Source organism: Malikia sp. (genome assembly GCF_028687635.1).
Lineage (GTDB): Bacteria > Pseudomonadota > Gammaproteobacteria > Burkholderiales > Burkholderiaceae_C > Malikia.
In genome coordinates this window covers 87,467-102,565 of sequence record NZ_JAQTZS010000005.1, presented here as the reverse complement: position 1 = coordinate 102,565, position 15,099 = coordinate 87,467, and the positions used below count along the sequence as shown (strand labels likewise).

Genomic DNA, 15,099 nt, shown 5'->3' with positions numbered 1-15,099 from the left:
TTACAGTCTTCCATCCGCTGTCCCCATGGGCAAGATGCCCTTGACATCGAACACGACCGAATCGGGGGCTCCGAACGACCGGATGCCGGTCTCGCCCAGTTCGATGAATTGCCGGTGCGCGACCGCGATCACGATCGCGTTGTACTGGCCTGCTGCCGGGATCTCCTTGATGCACTCGATATCGTATTCGCGGCGGGCTTCATCGATATCGATCCAGGGGTCGTAAATGTCGACTTCCGTGTGGTAGCTGCGCAGGGTGTTGACGATGTCGATGACCTTGGTATTGCGCACGTCGGGACAGTTCTCCTTGAACGACAATCCCAGTATCAGTACCCGGCTGTCGGTGGGGGCATGTCCCTTGCTCAGCATGAGCTTGACCGTTTTGTCAGCCACATGTGAGCCCATGCTGTCGTTGATGCGTCGCCCGGCCAGGATGACTTCGGGGTGGTAGCCGACTTGCTGCGCCTTGTAGGTGAGGTAGTAGGGGTCCACCCCGATGCAGTGGCCACCGACCAGTCCGGGACGGAAGGGCAGGAAGTTCCATTTGGTTCCCGATGCGCTGAGGACTTCGTGCGTGTCGATGTCGAGCTTGTGGAAGATCAGCGACAGCTCGTTCATCAGCGCGATGTTGATGTCGCGCTGGATGTTCTCGATCACCTTGGCGGCTTCCGCGACCTTGATGCTGCTGGCCTTGTGCGTGCCGGCGACGATGATCTGGCGGTAGAGCTGGTCGACGGCCTCGGCAGCCTCGGGCGTGCTGCCGCTGGTGACCTTCTTGATCGAGGGCAGGCGGTGTTCCTTGTCGCCGGGGTTGATGCGCTCGGGGCTGTAGCCGCAGAAGAAGTCCTGGTTGAACTTGAGGCCGCTGAGCTTTTCCAGCACCGGCACGCAGATTTCTTCGGTGGCACCGGGGTAGACAGTGGATTCGTAGATCACCACGTCGCCCGCCTTCAGGACCTTGCCCACTGTTTCGCTGGCCTTGACCAGCGGTGTGAACAGGGGCCGATTGGCCTGGCCGACCGGAGTCGGCACGGTCACGATGAAGATTCTTGCCTCCTTCAGATCATCCAGTCGGCTGCTGAAGCGCAGCTGCTTGGCGGCCTGCAGCTCATCGTGGCTGCATTCCAGCGTATGGTCCTGGCCCGACTGCAGTTCGGCGATGCGTTCCGAGTTGATGTCGAAGCCTATGACTGGGCGATGTCTGCCGAACTCGACTGCCAGTGGCAGTCCGACATAGCCGAGGCCGATGATGGCGAGGGTGGCATGGTCAAGTTGCATGGGGTGGTTCATGTCGATGGGGAGTTGTAGTCGTAGGCCTTGTACTGGTAGCGGTAGCGCCCGTACTTGTGGCCGTACTGGTAGCCGTAGCGGTTGGTCCGGCGTGACAGGTCCAGACCGTTGAAGATCACCCCGCGCAAGCTGGCGCCGGACTGCTCGAGTCGTTTGATCGATTCCTGCATTTCGGGCAGCGTGGTGACTTCGGCGCGCGCCAACAGGAACACCGTGCCTGCTTGCGGTGCCAGCACGGCGGTGTCGGAGACCGCCAGCACCGGCGGCGTGTCCATGATGACGACGTCATACTGGGCCGACAAGGCTTTGAGCAGTTCGACGGTGGTCGGGGACATCAGCAGCTCTGCCGGGTTAGGCGGCAGGGTGCCGGCGGAGATGAAATCCAGGCCGGGGGTGGCGTTCTGCCTGAGTACCTGTTGCAGCGTCTGGCTGCCAGCGATCAGTTCGCTCAGGCCCACGCCGCGCGGCTGGCCGAAGATGTTGTGCATATGGCCCTTGCGCATGTCCGCATCGATCAGCAGCACGCGCCTGCCGGCAGCGGCCAGCACGGTCGAGAAGTTGGCGCTGGTGAAGGACTTGCCTATGCCCGGCGTCGGGCTGGTCAGCAGCACGATGTTGTTGGGCGCATCCAGCATCGCGAACTGCAAGGCGGTGCGCAGGCTGCGCAGGCTTTCGACCGCTGGGTCGTCCGGCTTGGTCAGCGCCAGCAGGTGCTGGCCGGGTTGCTTGGCTTTGATCGCCTGTGCCAGCAGGCCCTGGATCGGGCTGAAGGGGACGGTGGCGAAAACATTGAGGCCCAGTTTTTGCTCGAGTTCGTCGGCGTGCTGTATCCCGGGGCGCAGGCGGTGGCGCAGGAATGCCAGGCCCAGGCCCAGTGCCAGCCCGATGGCGGCGCCGATGCCTATCATGGCCGGGCGGTTGGGTTTGCTCGATGTTTGCGGCTTGAGTGCCGGGTCGACCACGCGCACGTTGCCGAGCTTGCCTTCCTTGGTCAGGCGCAGCTGGTGATAGGTTTCGAGCAGGCGGGTGTAGATGCCGTCGCTGATCTTGACTTCGCGCTCGAGCGTCAGCATTTCCTGCTGCACGGCGGGAAGGTTCCTGGCGGCGGATTCGATCTTGCCGATCTGGGCGGACAATTCCTTGATCTTGTTGTCCAGCGTCTGCATGGCCGGGTGCTCATCGGTGTAGAGCTTTTCCAGTTCCTTGCGTTTTTGCTGCAGTTGGACTAGGAGGATGCGTTGGCTGGCACTTCGCTGCATCAGGTCCTTGGCGTCTTCGCTGAGTTCGAAGATGCCGCGTTCGATGCGGTATTTGTTGAGCTTGTCTTCGTTGGCTTCGACTTCCTTGCGCAGTTGTGGCAGCAATTCGCCGAGGAACTCGACCGATTTCTCGGCTTCGGCGGCTTTGCGCTTGGTGCTGTTGCTGACGAAGATGCTGGCGATCTCGTTGAGCACCTTGGCGGCTTTTGCGGGATCGGGGTCTTCCAGGTTCGCCGTGATGATGCCGGTGCCGCTGCGCACTTCGACGACTCGCAGGTTGTTCTGGATCTCCTGGGTCACCGCCAGATGGGATTCGCGCTTGACGATGAACTCGGCGCCGGGCCGCCCGATGACCGACTTGACCAGCAGGGTGCCGCGCTCGCCAAGATAGTCGAAGCTCAGCGGCTTGCCGATTTCGCCCTGGCCGATTTGTCCTCCGTCTTCGCGCAGCAGCAGATAGCCCTTGCCGGTCAGGCGCACGACAAGGCTTTGGCCGATGAAAGAGGGGGGCAGTTCAAGTTGTTCGATTTCAAGCTTTTCATTGCCATGCACATAGCCGTTGAAACCCAGAAAACCCGGGCTGGAGGGTTGACTGGAAATGCGCGACAGCCAGTTGCCCACCACCGGCAGATACTTGGGTTGCACGCTGAGGTCCAGTACCAGGTTGTTGACGGCTTGGCCTATCACTGAGCGCGAGCGCATGATCTCGATTTCGGTCGCCGTCGAATTTTTCCCCTCGCCGCCGAACATCGGCCCCAGACTGCTGCCCTGTTCCTCGATCTGCATCAGGGTGCTGGCTTCGTAGATCGGCACGGCCAGCTTGGATTGAACGAAGCCGGCGGCCAGGCCGACGGCCGTGACAGCGGCAATCACCCATTTCTGCTCAAGCACCAAGTCGAGCAGTTCGATCGGGTTGAAGCTGCTTTCTTCGGCCATGGGGGCGGCGGGAACAGGGGCTTGAGCCGCTTGAATCGAGGTCATTTGGTGGGATGTCTCAGCTGAGTTTCCGGATGCGATGGGAGCGGTCGGTCACACTGCCCACGCAGAGCGTGAGGATGCGCATCATCGATTGGTCGGGTTGACGGCGCTGCGCGTGGTGGTGAGGGCGCCGGCGCTGGGCAGCAGCAGGCTGATTACGCGGTTCCAGCGCACGATGGATGCCGGATCGACGTAGACCACGTCACGTGGCCTGAGCTGGAAACCTTCGGCCAGGATGTAGTTGTAAGGCGTTGAGGCGTTGAGGTGGTAGATCTCGGGCTGGTCGCCTTTTTCGTTGCGCATGACGTAGATCTGGCTCGGGTCGCTGCTGATCTGGCTCATGCCGATGGCTTCGCCCAGTGCCTCGTTGAGCGTGAGCTTGCCGTAGCGCATCGGCACTGGCCTGGGCGCGGTGACTTCGCCGAGCACGTAGACCTTGGCGTCTTCGCGTCCCAGCACCCGCACCATGTCGCCGGCAGCCAGCAGGATCTGGTTGGGGTTGATGTTTTCCTCGGTCAGCTTCTGCAGGTTGACGACGGTGGTCTTGTCGCCGCGCGTGATGCTGATGGCCGACCGATCGGCCGAGGGCAGCAGGCCGCCGGCGCGCGCCAGTGCCTCGGGCAGGGTCATCGGCAGGTCGTTGAGCGCGACCAGGCCGGGAACGCGCACATCGCCTTCGATGTAGATGCGGTTGCTGCGATAGGCCTGGATGCGCAGCGTGACTTGCGGGTCCTTGATGTAGCGCGACAGCTTCTTGACCAGGGCATCGCGGGCCTCGGCTTCGCTCAGGTCCTTGACCTCCAGGCTGCCGACATAGGGGAACTGGATCGTGCCTTCGGCGCTGACGTACTGGCCGCCCAGGGAAGTGGCGCCGGTCTCGGGCGCTCCCGTGACGCCTGGCTGATAGGCGGGAGCGCCCATGCCGCCGGGTGTTGCGCCCGCTGCCGAAGCCATGGCGAATTCGGGGTGGCCCCAGACCACGATGTTGAGTACGTCGCCCGGGCCTATTCGGTAGGGCTGTGGTTTGCCGAACAGGTGCTTGACCTGCTCGACGGAGTGGATTTCCTGGATGGCCCGTTGCTGGCGGATGAGTTGCGGCGTGATCTCGGTCAGCGCGCCGGGTGGCGGGGTGTCGTCTTCCGCCGGCTGGTTCAACAGCGTGAGCAGGGTGGTGCGCCTGCCAGCTTCCTGGTCGGCCGCGCCCGACATGTGCAGGCCGGGAGCCCAGGCGCATCCGCTCAGCGTGGCTGCGATCAGGAGGCTCAAGCCCAGACCTTGGGCGCTGCGCTGGAACTGGGGCTCTTGGCTGTCGCCGGATATGTGGGACATAAGTGCTTAAATTTGATCGGTGTTATGGCCTGTTGGTAGGACATCATGAACGTCCTTCTCCATGGCTACCGCATGGTCAGCGTGGTTAAATTGCTGTTCCATGAACCGCATTCTAGCCCCACTTGTCCCATAGTATGAATCATATAAATGATCTTTTTTCGCTTGAAAAAAACACTCAGAATGAATCAACTCATATGCTGAAATCGCTTGTGACTGTGCTGACTTTGTCAGGGCTGCCTGTTTTGGCCTGGTCCGGTGCCGAACCCTGGCCGACCGCCGTGCTTTCGCCATCGGGCTACATCGGCGCGATCAACACGCCGACGGCCGATGTCGTGCCCTGGGGCGGCGCCAGTTTTGGCCTGAGCAACAACAATCCGGAGCAGAAACGCACGATTGCAGCGGGCCATTTCGGTAGCATGAATGCGGGTTTCGGTTTGCTTCCGGGGCTCGAACTGGTGGGTCGGCTGGCTTATGAAGGGGAGGTGGACTGCAGTACCTTCGATCCAGCATGCCGCCATGGTTTGCGTGACCTGTCGCTGAGTGGCAAGTACCAGCTGCCAATGGCCTTGCCTTTTGATACCCGGGTGGCTGTGGGTTTCACGGACTATGGGGGGCCAACGGCCAAGTTCAGGCAGCTCTATGGCGCGGCGACCTCGACCTGGGGCCCGCTGGATCTGAGCCTGGGTTACAGCCGCGCGCGCGCGCCTGATGCGCTGATGGATGGGCCGTTTGGCAGCGTGGCACTGCGCGTGAGTGATCGCTGGAGTGCCGCGCTCGAGCATGATTCGCGCAACGCGCGCGCCGGCCTGCACTACAGCCTGCCGGTGTTCCGGGATGCTGTGTTGCAGCTGGGTGTGAGCCGTCTCTTGAGCCAGGACACCGAACTCAAGCGCTGGCAGGCCTCGGCGGTCCTGAATGTGAGCCTGGGCCGTGTGGCCGAGTCGGCACCGAGGGTCGCGCCGGCTTTCGCATCGGTATCGGCATCCACACCTGTGTCCACACAGGCCAGCGCGCCCCTGGCATCGGCGGCACCGCTGTCGGCTGACACCTCCGCATCTGTTGCGCCTTCCGCTGAGCTGGCGACAGTGCCTGTGGCGGTCCCCACGGCCGAATCGGTGGCTCAGGGGCTGGTCGAGCGCGGTTTTGCTCAGGTCGAGGTGCGGTATTGGGCTGCGACGGCGATGCAGCCCGCGCTATGGAGCGTGCGCGCCGAGTCCCGTCGCTGGCGCCAGAGCCAGATCGAGGCGATGGGGGTGGCCTTGGCTGCCTGGCTCAGGCAGCAGGGGGGGGAGGCCAGTGGCAGCCGCCCGGCTGACGAGCTGCTGCTGACCCTGACTTGGCAGCGCGAGCCGGTACTGCACGCCTACACCAGCGCACGCTGCCTGGAGGGCTGGCGCGAGGGCTGGACCCGCTGTGAGCTGGGCCCGCAGTCCGGCCTGGCCTATGGCCGGGCGCTGCAATTGAGCCGTGATCGTGAAGGGCTGGGTCCGAGACTGGCCGGCGTCGAGGCGCGCATGCGCCAGGCATCAGACGCGCAAGCGCGAGCCAATGGCGGCCCGGCCTGGATGCCGCAGTTCGAGATCGGCCCTGGCTTGCGCTACAACGTGGGCACCGAGCTGGGTTTGCTGGACTATTCGGCGGCGCTGGAAGTGGGCGCCGAGGTGAACCTGGCCCCGGGCCTGTTCTGGCAGGGCGTGCTGTCGACGCCAGTGGCGCATTCTGACGACTATGACGATGGTGAGCCGTTTGCAGCTAATCGTCATCCCAAGCTGGGTCTGGATAGCAGCCTGTTGAGCTGGTGGAAACCGCTGCCCCATGGCGTGGCGGCACAGGCCAGCGCGGGCTACATAGACCGCCGCTACAAGGGGGGCATGGTCGATGCGGTGTGGATGAATGATGACGGTCGGCTACGCCTGAGCGCGACGGCTGGCGCTTTCCAGCACGATACGACCCACGAGCGTCAGAATCCCTTGCTGGGCAGCGCACGCTGGAGCCTGGTGCCAGGGGTCTGGCAGCTGGAGGCCACGGCGGGCCGCTTCCTGGGGGGCGACAAGGGTTACCGGCTGGCGTCCAATCACTGGTTTGGCGACACCTTGTTCAAGCTCTACTACCGTGACAGCCAGATTGATGCCGGTAGTACGCCCCAGGCGGCGCAGCGCAAGTTCGTGGGCTTCAGCCTCAGCTTTCCTCTGGGGCCAAAGGCGGCTTATGCGGTTGGTCCGGTCACCGTGCGCGGTGCCGACCGGCTGGTGCTGGGTCTTGAGACCAAGGTGGGCGAGAATGACAACAGCCTGGCCTATGGCTACGGTGAAATTCCGCGCGTACGCCATGGCGTGATGAGTGACGTGAGCGACCATGACCGCAATGGTCAGTCCGACTTGCTGGCGCAGTACCGTCGCTTGCGCGCCGTGCTGAGCGAACAGCTGGCGACGCAGCGTTGAACGGATTCTCCGGGCTTACCGGGGAGTCAGATCGGTGTAAGGAATGGCGACCTCGTGGTCCTTGCCCAGCAGTTGCAGCAGCACGACGACGCGGTCCTGCGCGGTCATGCGCACCAGCGCGTCCAGGCCCTTGAGCGGGCCGGCGTTGACCTTGACCTGCGAGCCGGGCTTGAGGCCCATGAGTTCGGCCGCACCCAGGCCCTGTTGTTGCTGGACCCAGCGCGCGATCTGGACTGCCTTGGCGTGCGATAGATGAGCGAATTCGATGCCGAAACGCACCAGGTTGTTCACGCCGATCGTCGAACGCACGGTGGTGATCGACTGCCGCGCGTGTGCCGGGCGAAAGAAGATGTAGCGCGGAAAGAGAACCTCTTGGTCGAACAGCTGAGCTGCGGCCTGGCTGCGGCGCTTGCCGGCGACCTTCTTGATGCTGGGGCACCAGGCTTCGAAGCCTTGCTTGAGCAGGTTCTCGAGGGCGACATCCTCCAGTTGGGGCTTGCTGTAGGCGAGGAACCAGTCCGTCTCTTGTGTCGCATCGAGGACGGGGTGTTGCGTCTTGCTGTCTGTCATGGCCTTCCTGCGGTGGCATGGGTGTCACTCTGAGCCGTGATTCTACGGTCTCGCGGGTCGCCGTCATCGCAGTCATGACCCTGGCCGGCCAGGCGAAAAAAACCCGGGGGGACCCGGGTTGTGCAATTTCGTGGAATGAGTGCTCTGTTCAGAGCACGTCGCTGGCGTAGTCGGCCAGTCGCGAGCGTTCGCCGCGCGCGAGCGTGATGTGGCCGCCATGCGGCCAGCCCTTGAAGCGGTCGACCGCGTAGGTCAGGCCCGAGCTGCCTTCGGTCAGGTAGGGGGTGTCGATCTGCGCCAGGTTGCCCATGCAGATGATCTTGGTGCCGGGGCCGGCGCGGGTGATCAGCGTCTTCATCTGCTTCGGGGTCAGGTTCTGCGCCTCGTCGATGATCACGTACTTGTTCATGAAGGTGCGCCCGCGCATGAAGTTCAGGCTCTTGATCTTGATGCGGCTGCGGATCAGCTCGTTGGTCGCCGAGCGGCCCCATTCGCCAGCGTTGCCGCCTTCACCCTTGGCCAGGAATTCGAGGTTGTCGTCGAGCGCGCCCATCCAGGGACCCATCTTCTCTTCCTCGGTGCCGGGCAGGAAACCGATGTCCTCGCCCACGCTGACGGTGGCGCGGGTCATGATGATTTCGGTGTAGCGGCGCTCGTCGAGCACCTGGGTCAGGCCGGCGGCCAGCGCCATCAGCGTCTTGCCGGTGCCTGCCGTGCCGGCCAGCGTGACGAAGTCGACTTCCGGGTCCATCAGCAGGTTGAGCGCGAAGTTCTGCTCGCGGTTGCGGCTGGTCACGCCCCAGACGGCATGCTTGAGGTGGCCGAAGTCCTTGAGCGTGCGCAGCACGGCGGTCTTGCCGCGTACCTCGGTCACGCGGGCGTACAGCGAGGGTTCGCCAGGGGCTTCGAAGTAGACGAACTGGTTGAGGTTCATCTGCTCGGCGACTGGACCGCTGATGCGGTAGAAGGTATAGGGGCCCTGGGCCCAGCTTTCGACTTTCTTGCTCTGGTGGGTCCAGAAGTCGGCTGGCAGCGCCAGCGCGCCCGAGTACAGCAGTTCGTCGTCGCCCAGGACCTTGTCGTTTTCGTAGTCCTCGGCCTGCATGCCGAGCGCGCGGGCCTTGACGCGCATGTTGATGTCCTTGGACACCAGCACCACGCCGCGCTCGGGGTAGCGCTTCATGAGGGCCTGTACCACACCGAGGATCTGGTTGTCGGCCTTGCCCTGCGGCAGCGCAGGCAGCGTGACGTCGAGCGGCTCGGTCTGGAACAGCAGCAGGCCGGTGGCTTCCTTGTGTCCGATGGCGGCCAGGGGCAGGCCCAGCGCGATGTCGCCCCCGCTCTTGGCGGCGAGCTGGTCGAGCGAGCGGCTGACCTGGCGCGCGTTGCGGGCGACTTCGGTCATGCCCTTCTTGTGACCGTCGAGCTCTTCGAGCACGACCATCGGCAGGTAGATGTCGTGCTCCTCGAAGCGGAACAGCGACATCGGGTCATGCATCAGCACATTGGTGTCGAGCACGAACAGGCAGGAGGCGGCGCGGCCCTGGCGCGGGGTGGCCTGGGGCGCGTCGGAGACGGCGTGCTGGGCGCTGGCCTGGCCGGCTTTGGTCTTGGCCGCGACCGGGCGTGCGGATCTGACGGGCTTGACGGGGGCGGCCGGTTCGGTTGGTTCTGCCGCCACGACCAGCGTGACCGGCTCGGCTGCCACCGGTGCCGCGACCTCCGCTGCGGGCAAGACAGCCACGATATCCGCCACGACAGCGGATTTCTTGCGTGCCGCCGTCTTGCGCGCGGGCTTGGGGGCCGGACTGGTGGCTGTCAGCACGGCGCTGTCCAGGACTTCAGGGCTGGCGTCGAGCTCGTCGGTGGCGCTGGACCTGGCGTTTGTCTTGGCGCTGGCCACGGCCTTGCGGCTGGCCTTGATCTCGAAGGCCTCGGTGGGGACGCGGGCGGCTTTGCGGGAGGGAGCGGGGGGCAGGGGCATGGTCGGACCAGAAAGCAAAAAGCCGCCAGGATCACCGGGCGGCTAGGGAGGGTGGGGTGGCAAAAAAGCTGGGTACTACGCCTTGAAGCATGCGAACCATTATGCACCAGCACCGTGACGGCTGGCAGCCGTCGGCAGCGGGTTCAGGCCGGCTGCTTGAGTGCCTTGACGGCGGCGAGCACTTCCTCGACATGGCCGGGGACCTTGAGGCCGCGCCACTCCTGCTTGAGTTGGCCGTCGGCGCCAATCAGGAAGGTGCTGCGTTCGATGCCCTTGACCTTCTTGCCGTACATGATCTTGTTCTTGACCACGCCGAACATGTGGCACATCTTCTCTTCGGTGTCGGCGATCAGCTCGAACGGCAGTTCCAGCTTTTGCTTGAACTCGTTGTGCGAGTTCATGTTGTCGCGCGAGACGCCGAAGACGACGGCGCCTTCTTCGACGAACAGCGGGTAGTGGTCGCGGAACTGCAGGGCTTCGGTGGTGCAGCCGGGAGTGTTGTCCTTGGGGTAGAAGTACAGCACCATGACCTGGCCATTGTGCGACTGGTTGGTGACCTTGACGCCTCCGGTCGCGTTGGCTTCGAATTCAGGAATAAGTTTATTGACGACAACGGCCATTGTTCGGCTCCCTGCTTGGATCGAGTAAGGTAACATGCCGCCGTGCACAGGTGGACGGACCTTGTCTGGGGTCCGGCGCATGTGCACGGCTACGGGAATCAGCCCGCCATTTTACCCCGAAGCGGACCATCCCCCGGGGGTAAGGGCTCTGCTTTGCTTCAGGCCGATGCGAGCAGCAGGGCGCCGACCACGCGCCGGCCTTCCTGGGCCAGGATGTTGTAGGTGCGGCAGGCGGCGGCGGTGTCCATGGTCTCGACGCCGATGCCGCGTTCGATCAGGCCGCGCAGCAGCGCGGGCGAGACGAAGCGCAGCTTGGCGCCGCTGCCAAAGATCACGACTTCAGGCCGGTCGGCCGCCAGGCGGTCGAAATGGTCCTGGCTGAGCTCGGCGAAGCTGCGGCATGACCAGTCGCTGCACTGGCCCTGCGAGCTGACCACCACGCTGTGGTGTTTTTTCTCGCCGCTGACGGCGATCCAGTCCTCTGCGTAGGCATTGATGAACAGGGTGTCGAAGCGGTCGGGCTGCAGTTTCATGGGAGGGGCTCGAAAATGTGGTGAAATTATAGGTTTCACCAAGGTCGAGATCCATGCCCGCCCCTCATATCCAGAAATCGGCCAAGCTGGCCAACGTTTGCTACGACATCCGTGGACCCGTGCTGGACAAGGCGCGCGCCATGGAGGAAGACGGCCACAAGATCATCAAGCTCAACATCGGCAACCTGGCGGTGTTCGGGCTGGAGCCGCCCGAGGAGATCGTGCAGGACATGATCCGCAACCTGCCGCAGGCCGCCGGCTACACCGACAGCAAGGGCCTGTTCGCTCCGCGCAAGTCGGTCGTGCATTACTGCCAGGAAAAGCGCATTGCCGGCGTCACGGTCGACGATGTCTACCTCGGCAACGGCGCCAGCGAGCTGATCGCGATGTCGATGAACGCGCTGCTGAACCCGGGCGACGAGATCCTGGTGCCGGCGCCGGACTACCCGTTGTGGACCGCGTCGATTTCCCTGTCGGGCGGCACGCCGGTGCACTATCTGTGCGACGAGCAGTCGGACTGGAATCCGGACCTGGCCGACATCGAGCGCAAGATCACGCCCCACACCAAGGGCATCGTGATCATCAACCCGAACAACCCGACCGGCGCGCTGTACCCGGACGCGGTGCTGCTGCAGATCGTCGAGATCGCGCGCCGTCACGGCCTGATCGTGTTCGCCGATGAGATCTACGACAAGGTGCTGTACGATGGCAACGTCCACACCTCGATTGCCTCGCTGGCCGATGACGTGCCGTTCGTGACCTTCAACGGCCTGTCCAAGAACTACCGCAGCTGCGGCTACCGCGCCGGCTGGATGGTCATCTCGGGCGACAAGCGCCGCATCAGCGACTACATCGAGGGCCTGAACATGCTGGCGTCGATGCGGCTGTGCGCCAACACCCCGGGTCAGCTGGCGATCCAGACCGCGCTGGGCGGCTACCAGAGCATCGATGATCTGGTGGCGCCGAGCGGGCGCCTGTGCCGCCAGCGCGACCTGGCGCACCAGCTGCTGACCGAGATTCCGGGCGTGAGCTGCGTCAAGCCCAAGGCGGCGCTGTACATGTTCCCGCGGCTCGACCCCGAGATCTATCCCATCACCGACGACCAGCAGTTCGCCTACGAGCTGCTGGCCGAGGAGAAGGTGCTGATCGTGCAGGGCACCGGCTTCAACTTCCCGACGCCGGACCATTTCCGCCTGGTCTTCCTGCCGCACGAGAATGACCTGACCGATGCGGTCGGCCGCATCGGGCGCTTCCTGGCCAATTTCCGCAAGCGCCACGGCACTGACCGCGCCTGATCCCCTTTTTTGATTTTTGAAACTGGAACATATTCAATGAAACCGATCCAAGTCGGCCTGCTGGGCATAGGCACCGTGGGCAGCGGCACGTTCAACGTGCTCAAGCGCAACCAGGAAGAGATCACCCGCCGTGCTGGCCGTGGCATCCAGATCACCATGGTCGCCGACCTCGATGTCGAGCGCGCCCGCTCGGTGGTGGGCGAGGGCGTGCAGGTGGTCAATGATGCGCGGGCCGTGATCGCCAACCCCGAGATCGACATCGTGGTCGAGCTGATCGGCGGCTACGGCATCGCCAAGGCGCTGGTGCTCGAAGCGATTGCCGCCGGCAAGCATGTGGTCACCGCCAACAAGGCGCTGCTGGCCGTGCATGGCACCGAGATCTTTGCCGCCGCGCAGGCCAAGGGCGTGATGGTGGCCTTCGAGGCCGCCGTCGCCGGTGGCATCCCGATCATCAAGGCGCTGCGCGAGGGTCTGACCGCCAACCGCATCCAGTGGGTGGCCGGCATCATCAACGGCACCACCAACTTCATCCTGTCCGAGATGCGCGACAAGGGCCTGGACTTCGAGGTGGTGCTCAAGGAAGCGCAGCGTCTGGGTTACGCCGAGGCCGACCCGACCTTCGACATCGAGGGCGTGGACGCGGCGCACAAGGCGACCATCATGAGCGCGATCGCCTACGGCATCCCGGTCCAGTTCGACAAGGCCTATGTCGAAGGCATCACCAAGCTGGGCGCGGCCGACATCAAGTATGCCGAGCAGCTGGGCTACCGCATCAAGCTGCTGGGCATCACCAAGCGCGTCGAGGGGGGCGTGGAGCTGCGCGTGCACCCGACCCTGGTGCCGGCCAAGCGCCTGATCGCCAATGTAGAGGGCGCGATGAACGCGGTGGTGGTGCAGGGCGATGCCGTCGGCACCACGCTGTACTACGGCAAGGGCGCTGGCAGCGAGCCGACCGCCAGCGCCGTGATCGCCGACCTGGTCGACATCACCCGCCTGCACACCGCCGACCCGCTGAACCGCGTGCCGCACCTGGCCTTCCAGCCCAGCGAGTTGAGCGACCTGCCGGTGCTGCCGATGAGCGAAGTCGTGACCAGCTACTACCTGCGCCTGCGCGTGGCCGACAAGGCCGGCGTGCTGGCCCAGGTGACCGGCATCCTGGCCGGCCTGGGCATCAGCATCGACGCGGTGCTGCAGCGCGAGGCCGACGAGGTGGCCGGCGAGGGCGCGACCCAGACCGACCTGATCATCCTGACCCACGACACGCGCGAAGGCACGATGAACGACGCCCTGGCCCAGATCCAGGCGCTGCCCACGGTGCTGGCGCCGATCGCTCGCATCCGCAAGGAGGAACTGGCCTGATGCGTTATCTCTCCACCCGAGGCCACGCCGAGCGCAAGCGGTTCTGCGAAATCCTGCTGGAGGGCCTGGCGCCCGATGGCGGCCTGTATCTGCCCGAGTCCTATCCGCAGGTCGATGGCGCGATGCTCGATGCCTGGCGCAAGATCCTGCGCGAGCAGGGCTATGCCGCGCTGGCGTTCGAAGTGCTGTCGCTCTACATCGACGACATCCCGGCCGACGACCTGCGCGCGCTCTGCGCCAAGACCTACACCGAGGCGGTGTTCGGCACGAAGGAAATCGTCCCGCTGCGCCAGCTTGAAGACGGCGTGCTGATCGAAGCCCTGTCCAACGGCCCGACCCTGGCCTTCAAGGACATGGCGATGCAGCTGCTGGGCAACCTGTTCGAGTACGAACTGGGCCGGCGCGGCGAGCAGCTCAACATCCTGGGCGCCACCAGCGGGGACACCGGCAGCGCGGCCGAGTACGCGATGCGTGGCAAGCAGGGCGTGCGCGTCTTCATGACCAGCCCGAACGGACGCATGAGCCCGTTCCAGCAGGCGCAGATGTTCAGCCTGCTCGACGCGAACATCCACAACATCGCGATCGACGGCGTGTTCGACGACTGCCAGGACATCGTCAAGGCGGTCTCGAACGACCTGGAGTTCAAGCGCCAGTACCGCATCGGCACGGTCAACTCGATCAACTGGGCGCGCCTGCTGGCCCAGGTGGTGTACTACTTTGCCGGCTACCTGTACGCGACCGAATCGAACGCGCAGCAGGTCAGCTTCGCGGTGCCGAGCGGCAACTTCGGCAACGTCTGCGCCGGACATGTCGCGCGCATGATGGGCCTGCCGATCCACCAGCTGGTGGTCGCGACCAACGAGAACGACGTGCTCGACGAGTTCTTCCGCACCGGGGTCTACCGCGTGCGCGGCAGCGCCGACACCTTCGAGACCTCGAGCCCGTCGATGGACATCTCCAAGGCGAGCAACTTCGAGCGCTTCGTGTTCGACCTGCTGGGCCGCGATGGCGCGCGCGTCAAGGCGTTGTTTGGCGACGCGCTGAACCGCGACGGCCGCTTCGACCTGAGCGCCGACCCACAGTTCGCGCAGGCTGCCCAGCGCTACGGCTTTGTCAGCGGCAAGAGCACGCACGCGAACCGGCTGGACACCATCCGTGATACCCACGAGTGTTTCGGCCAGATGATCGACACCCACACCGCCGATGGCGTCAAGGTGGCGCGCGAGCATCTGACGGCGGGCGTGCCGATGATCGTGCTGGAAACGGCGCTGCCGATCAAGTTTGCCGCCACCATCGTCGAGGCGCTGGGCCAGGAGCCCAACCGTCCCGCGAAGTTCGAGGGCATCGAGGCGCTGCCGAAGCGCGTGCTGGTGATGCCGGCCGATGTCGCGCAGGTCAAGGCCTATATCGCCGAACATTGCGCCGACTGAGCGCGGAGCCG

Annotated in this window: 11 protein-coding genes; 4 read left to right on the top strand and 7 right to left on the bottom strand. The window is 64.4% G+C overall.

Features of this window, described 5'->3' with window-relative positions; all coding sequences use genetic code 11:
* The 3 genes from tviB to PHR85_RS05325 form a co-directional block, all read right to left on the bottom strand.
* The gene (gene tviB / locus PHR85_RS05335) at window positions 1-1,278 is read right to left on the bottom strand and encodes a Vi polysaccharide biosynthesis UDP-N-acetylglucosamine C-6 dehydrogenase TviB (protein ID WP_300051422.1); all 1,278 of its coding nucleotides are present in this window, start codon (window positions 1,276-1,278) and stop codon (window positions 1-3) included.
* Between the two features lie 8 nt (window positions 1,279-1,286).
* Window positions 1,287-3,485: a polysaccharide biosynthesis tyrosine autokinase gene (locus PHR85_RS05330; protein ID WP_300051419.1), complete on the bottom strand. Its 2,199-nt coding sequence runs from the start codon at window positions 3,483-3,485 to the stop codon at window positions 1,287-1,289.
* A gap of 126 nt (window positions 3,486-3,611) precedes the next feature.
* Entirely contained in the window at window positions 3,612-4,856 is a 1,245-nt protein-coding gene (locus PHR85_RS05325; protein WP_300051416.1) for a polysaccharide biosynthesis/export family protein, read from the bottom strand.
* A 278-nt stretch (window positions 4,857-5,134) separates the two neighbouring features.
* Between PHR85_RS05325 and PHR85_RS05320 the strand changes: the two genes are divergently transcribed.
* Window positions 5,135-7,297: a YjbH domain-containing protein gene (locus PHR85_RS05320; protein ID WP_300051413.1), complete on the top strand. Its 2,163-nt coding sequence runs from the start codon at window positions 5,135-5,137 to the stop codon at window positions 7,295-7,297.
* 15 nt (window positions 7,298-7,312) lie between these two features.
* Here PHR85_RS05320 and PHR85_RS05315 read toward each other — a convergent pair whose 3' ends face one another.
* The 4 genes from PHR85_RS05315 to PHR85_RS05300 form a co-directional block, all read right to left on the bottom strand.
* A complete protein-coding gene (locus PHR85_RS05315; RefSeq protein ID WP_300051411.1) occupies window positions 7,313-7,867 on the bottom strand; it encodes a transcription termination/antitermination NusG family protein in 555 nt (184 codons plus the stop codon).
* A 148-nt stretch (window positions 7,868-8,015) separates the two neighbouring features.
* Window positions 8,016-9,851 carry a PhoH family protein gene (locus PHR85_RS05310; RefSeq protein WP_300051409.1) on the bottom strand — a complete coding sequence of 612 codons (1,836 nt, stop codon included), beginning with the start codon at window positions 9,849-9,851 and terminating at the stop codon, window positions 8,016-8,018.
* A 143-nt stretch (window positions 9,852-9,994) separates the two neighbouring features.
* Complete coding sequence (locus PHR85_RS05305) at window positions 9,995-10,471, bottom strand: peroxiredoxin (protein WP_300051406.1); 477 nt, start codon at window positions 10,469-10,471, stop codon at window positions 9,995-9,997.
* Between the two features lie 158 nt (window positions 10,472-10,629).
* Window positions 10,630-11,004, bottom strand: coding sequence for an Mth938-like domain-containing protein (locus PHR85_RS05300; protein WP_300051404.1), 375 nt, complete (start codon window positions 11,002-11,004; stop codon window positions 10,630-10,632).
* Window positions 11,005-11,057: 53 nt separating this feature from the next.
* On the opposite strand from PHR85_RS05300, the gene PHR85_RS05295 reads away from it, so the two are divergent.
* From PHR85_RS05295 to thrC, 3 genes are read left to right on the top strand one after another with little or no spacing between them, the layout of a single operon-like run.
* Window positions 11,058-12,299: a pyridoxal phosphate-dependent aminotransferase gene (locus PHR85_RS05295; RefSeq protein ID WP_300051402.1), complete on the top strand. Its 1,242-nt coding sequence runs from the start codon at window positions 11,058-11,060 to the stop codon at window positions 12,297-12,299.
* Between the two features lie 36 nt (window positions 12,300-12,335).
* Entirely contained in the window at window positions 12,336-13,658 is a 1,323-nt protein-coding gene (locus PHR85_RS05290; RefSeq protein WP_300051400.1) for a homoserine dehydrogenase, read from the top strand.
* Window positions 13,658-15,088 carry a threonine synthase gene (gene thrC, locus PHR85_RS05285; protein ID WP_300051396.1) on the top strand — a complete coding sequence of 477 codons (1,431 nt, stop codon included), beginning with the start codon at window positions 13,658-13,660 and terminating at the stop codon, window positions 15,086-15,088. Before PHR85_RS05290 ends, thrC begins: the two co-directional genes overlap by 1 nt.
* Window positions 15,089-15,099: the final 11 nt, after the last annotated feature.

What these genes read in the sequence shown, in the direction of transcription:
- thrC (WP_300051396.1), top strand. Translation starts at nt 13,658, where the DNA reads ATGCGTTATCTCTCCACCCGAGGCCACGCCGAGCGCAAGCGGTTCTGC.
- PHR85_RS05295 (WP_300051402.1), top strand. Translation starts at nt 11,058, where the DNA reads ATGCCCGCCCCTCATATCCAGAAATCGGCCAAGCTGGCCAACGTTTGC.
- PHR85_RS05325 (WP_300051416.1), bottom strand. Translation starts at nt 4,856, where the DNA reads ATGTCCCACATATCCGGCGACAGCCAAGAGCCCCAGTTCCAGCGCAGC.
- PHR85_RS05310 (WP_300051409.1), bottom strand. Translation starts at nt 9,851, where the DNA reads ATGCCCCTGCCCCCCGCTCCCTCCCGCAAAGCCGCCCGCGTCCCCACC.
- PHR85_RS05290 (WP_300051400.1), top strand. Translation starts at nt 12,336, where the DNA reads ATGAAACCGATCCAAGTCGGCCTGCTGGGCATAGGCACCGTGGGCAGC.
- PHR85_RS05315 (WP_300051411.1), bottom strand. Translation starts at nt 7,867, where the DNA reads ATGACAGACAGCAAGACGCAACACCCCGTCCTCGATGCGACACAAGAG.
- PHR85_RS05305 (WP_300051406.1), bottom strand. Translation starts at nt 10,471, where the DNA reads ATGGCCGTTGTCGTCAATAAACTTATTCCTGAATTCGAAGCCAACGCG.
- PHR85_RS05300 (WP_300051404.1), bottom strand. Translation starts at nt 11,004, where the DNA reads ATGAAACTGCAGCCCGACCGCTTCGACACCCTGTTCATCAATGCCTAC.
- PHR85_RS05330 (WP_300051419.1), bottom strand. Translation starts at nt 3,485, where the DNA reads ATGGCCGAAGAAAGCAGCTTCAACCCGATCGAACTGCTCGACTTGGTG.
- tviB (WP_300051422.1), bottom strand. Translation starts at nt 1,278, where the DNA reads ATGCAACTTGACCATGCCACCCTCGCCATCATCGGCCTCGGCTATGTC.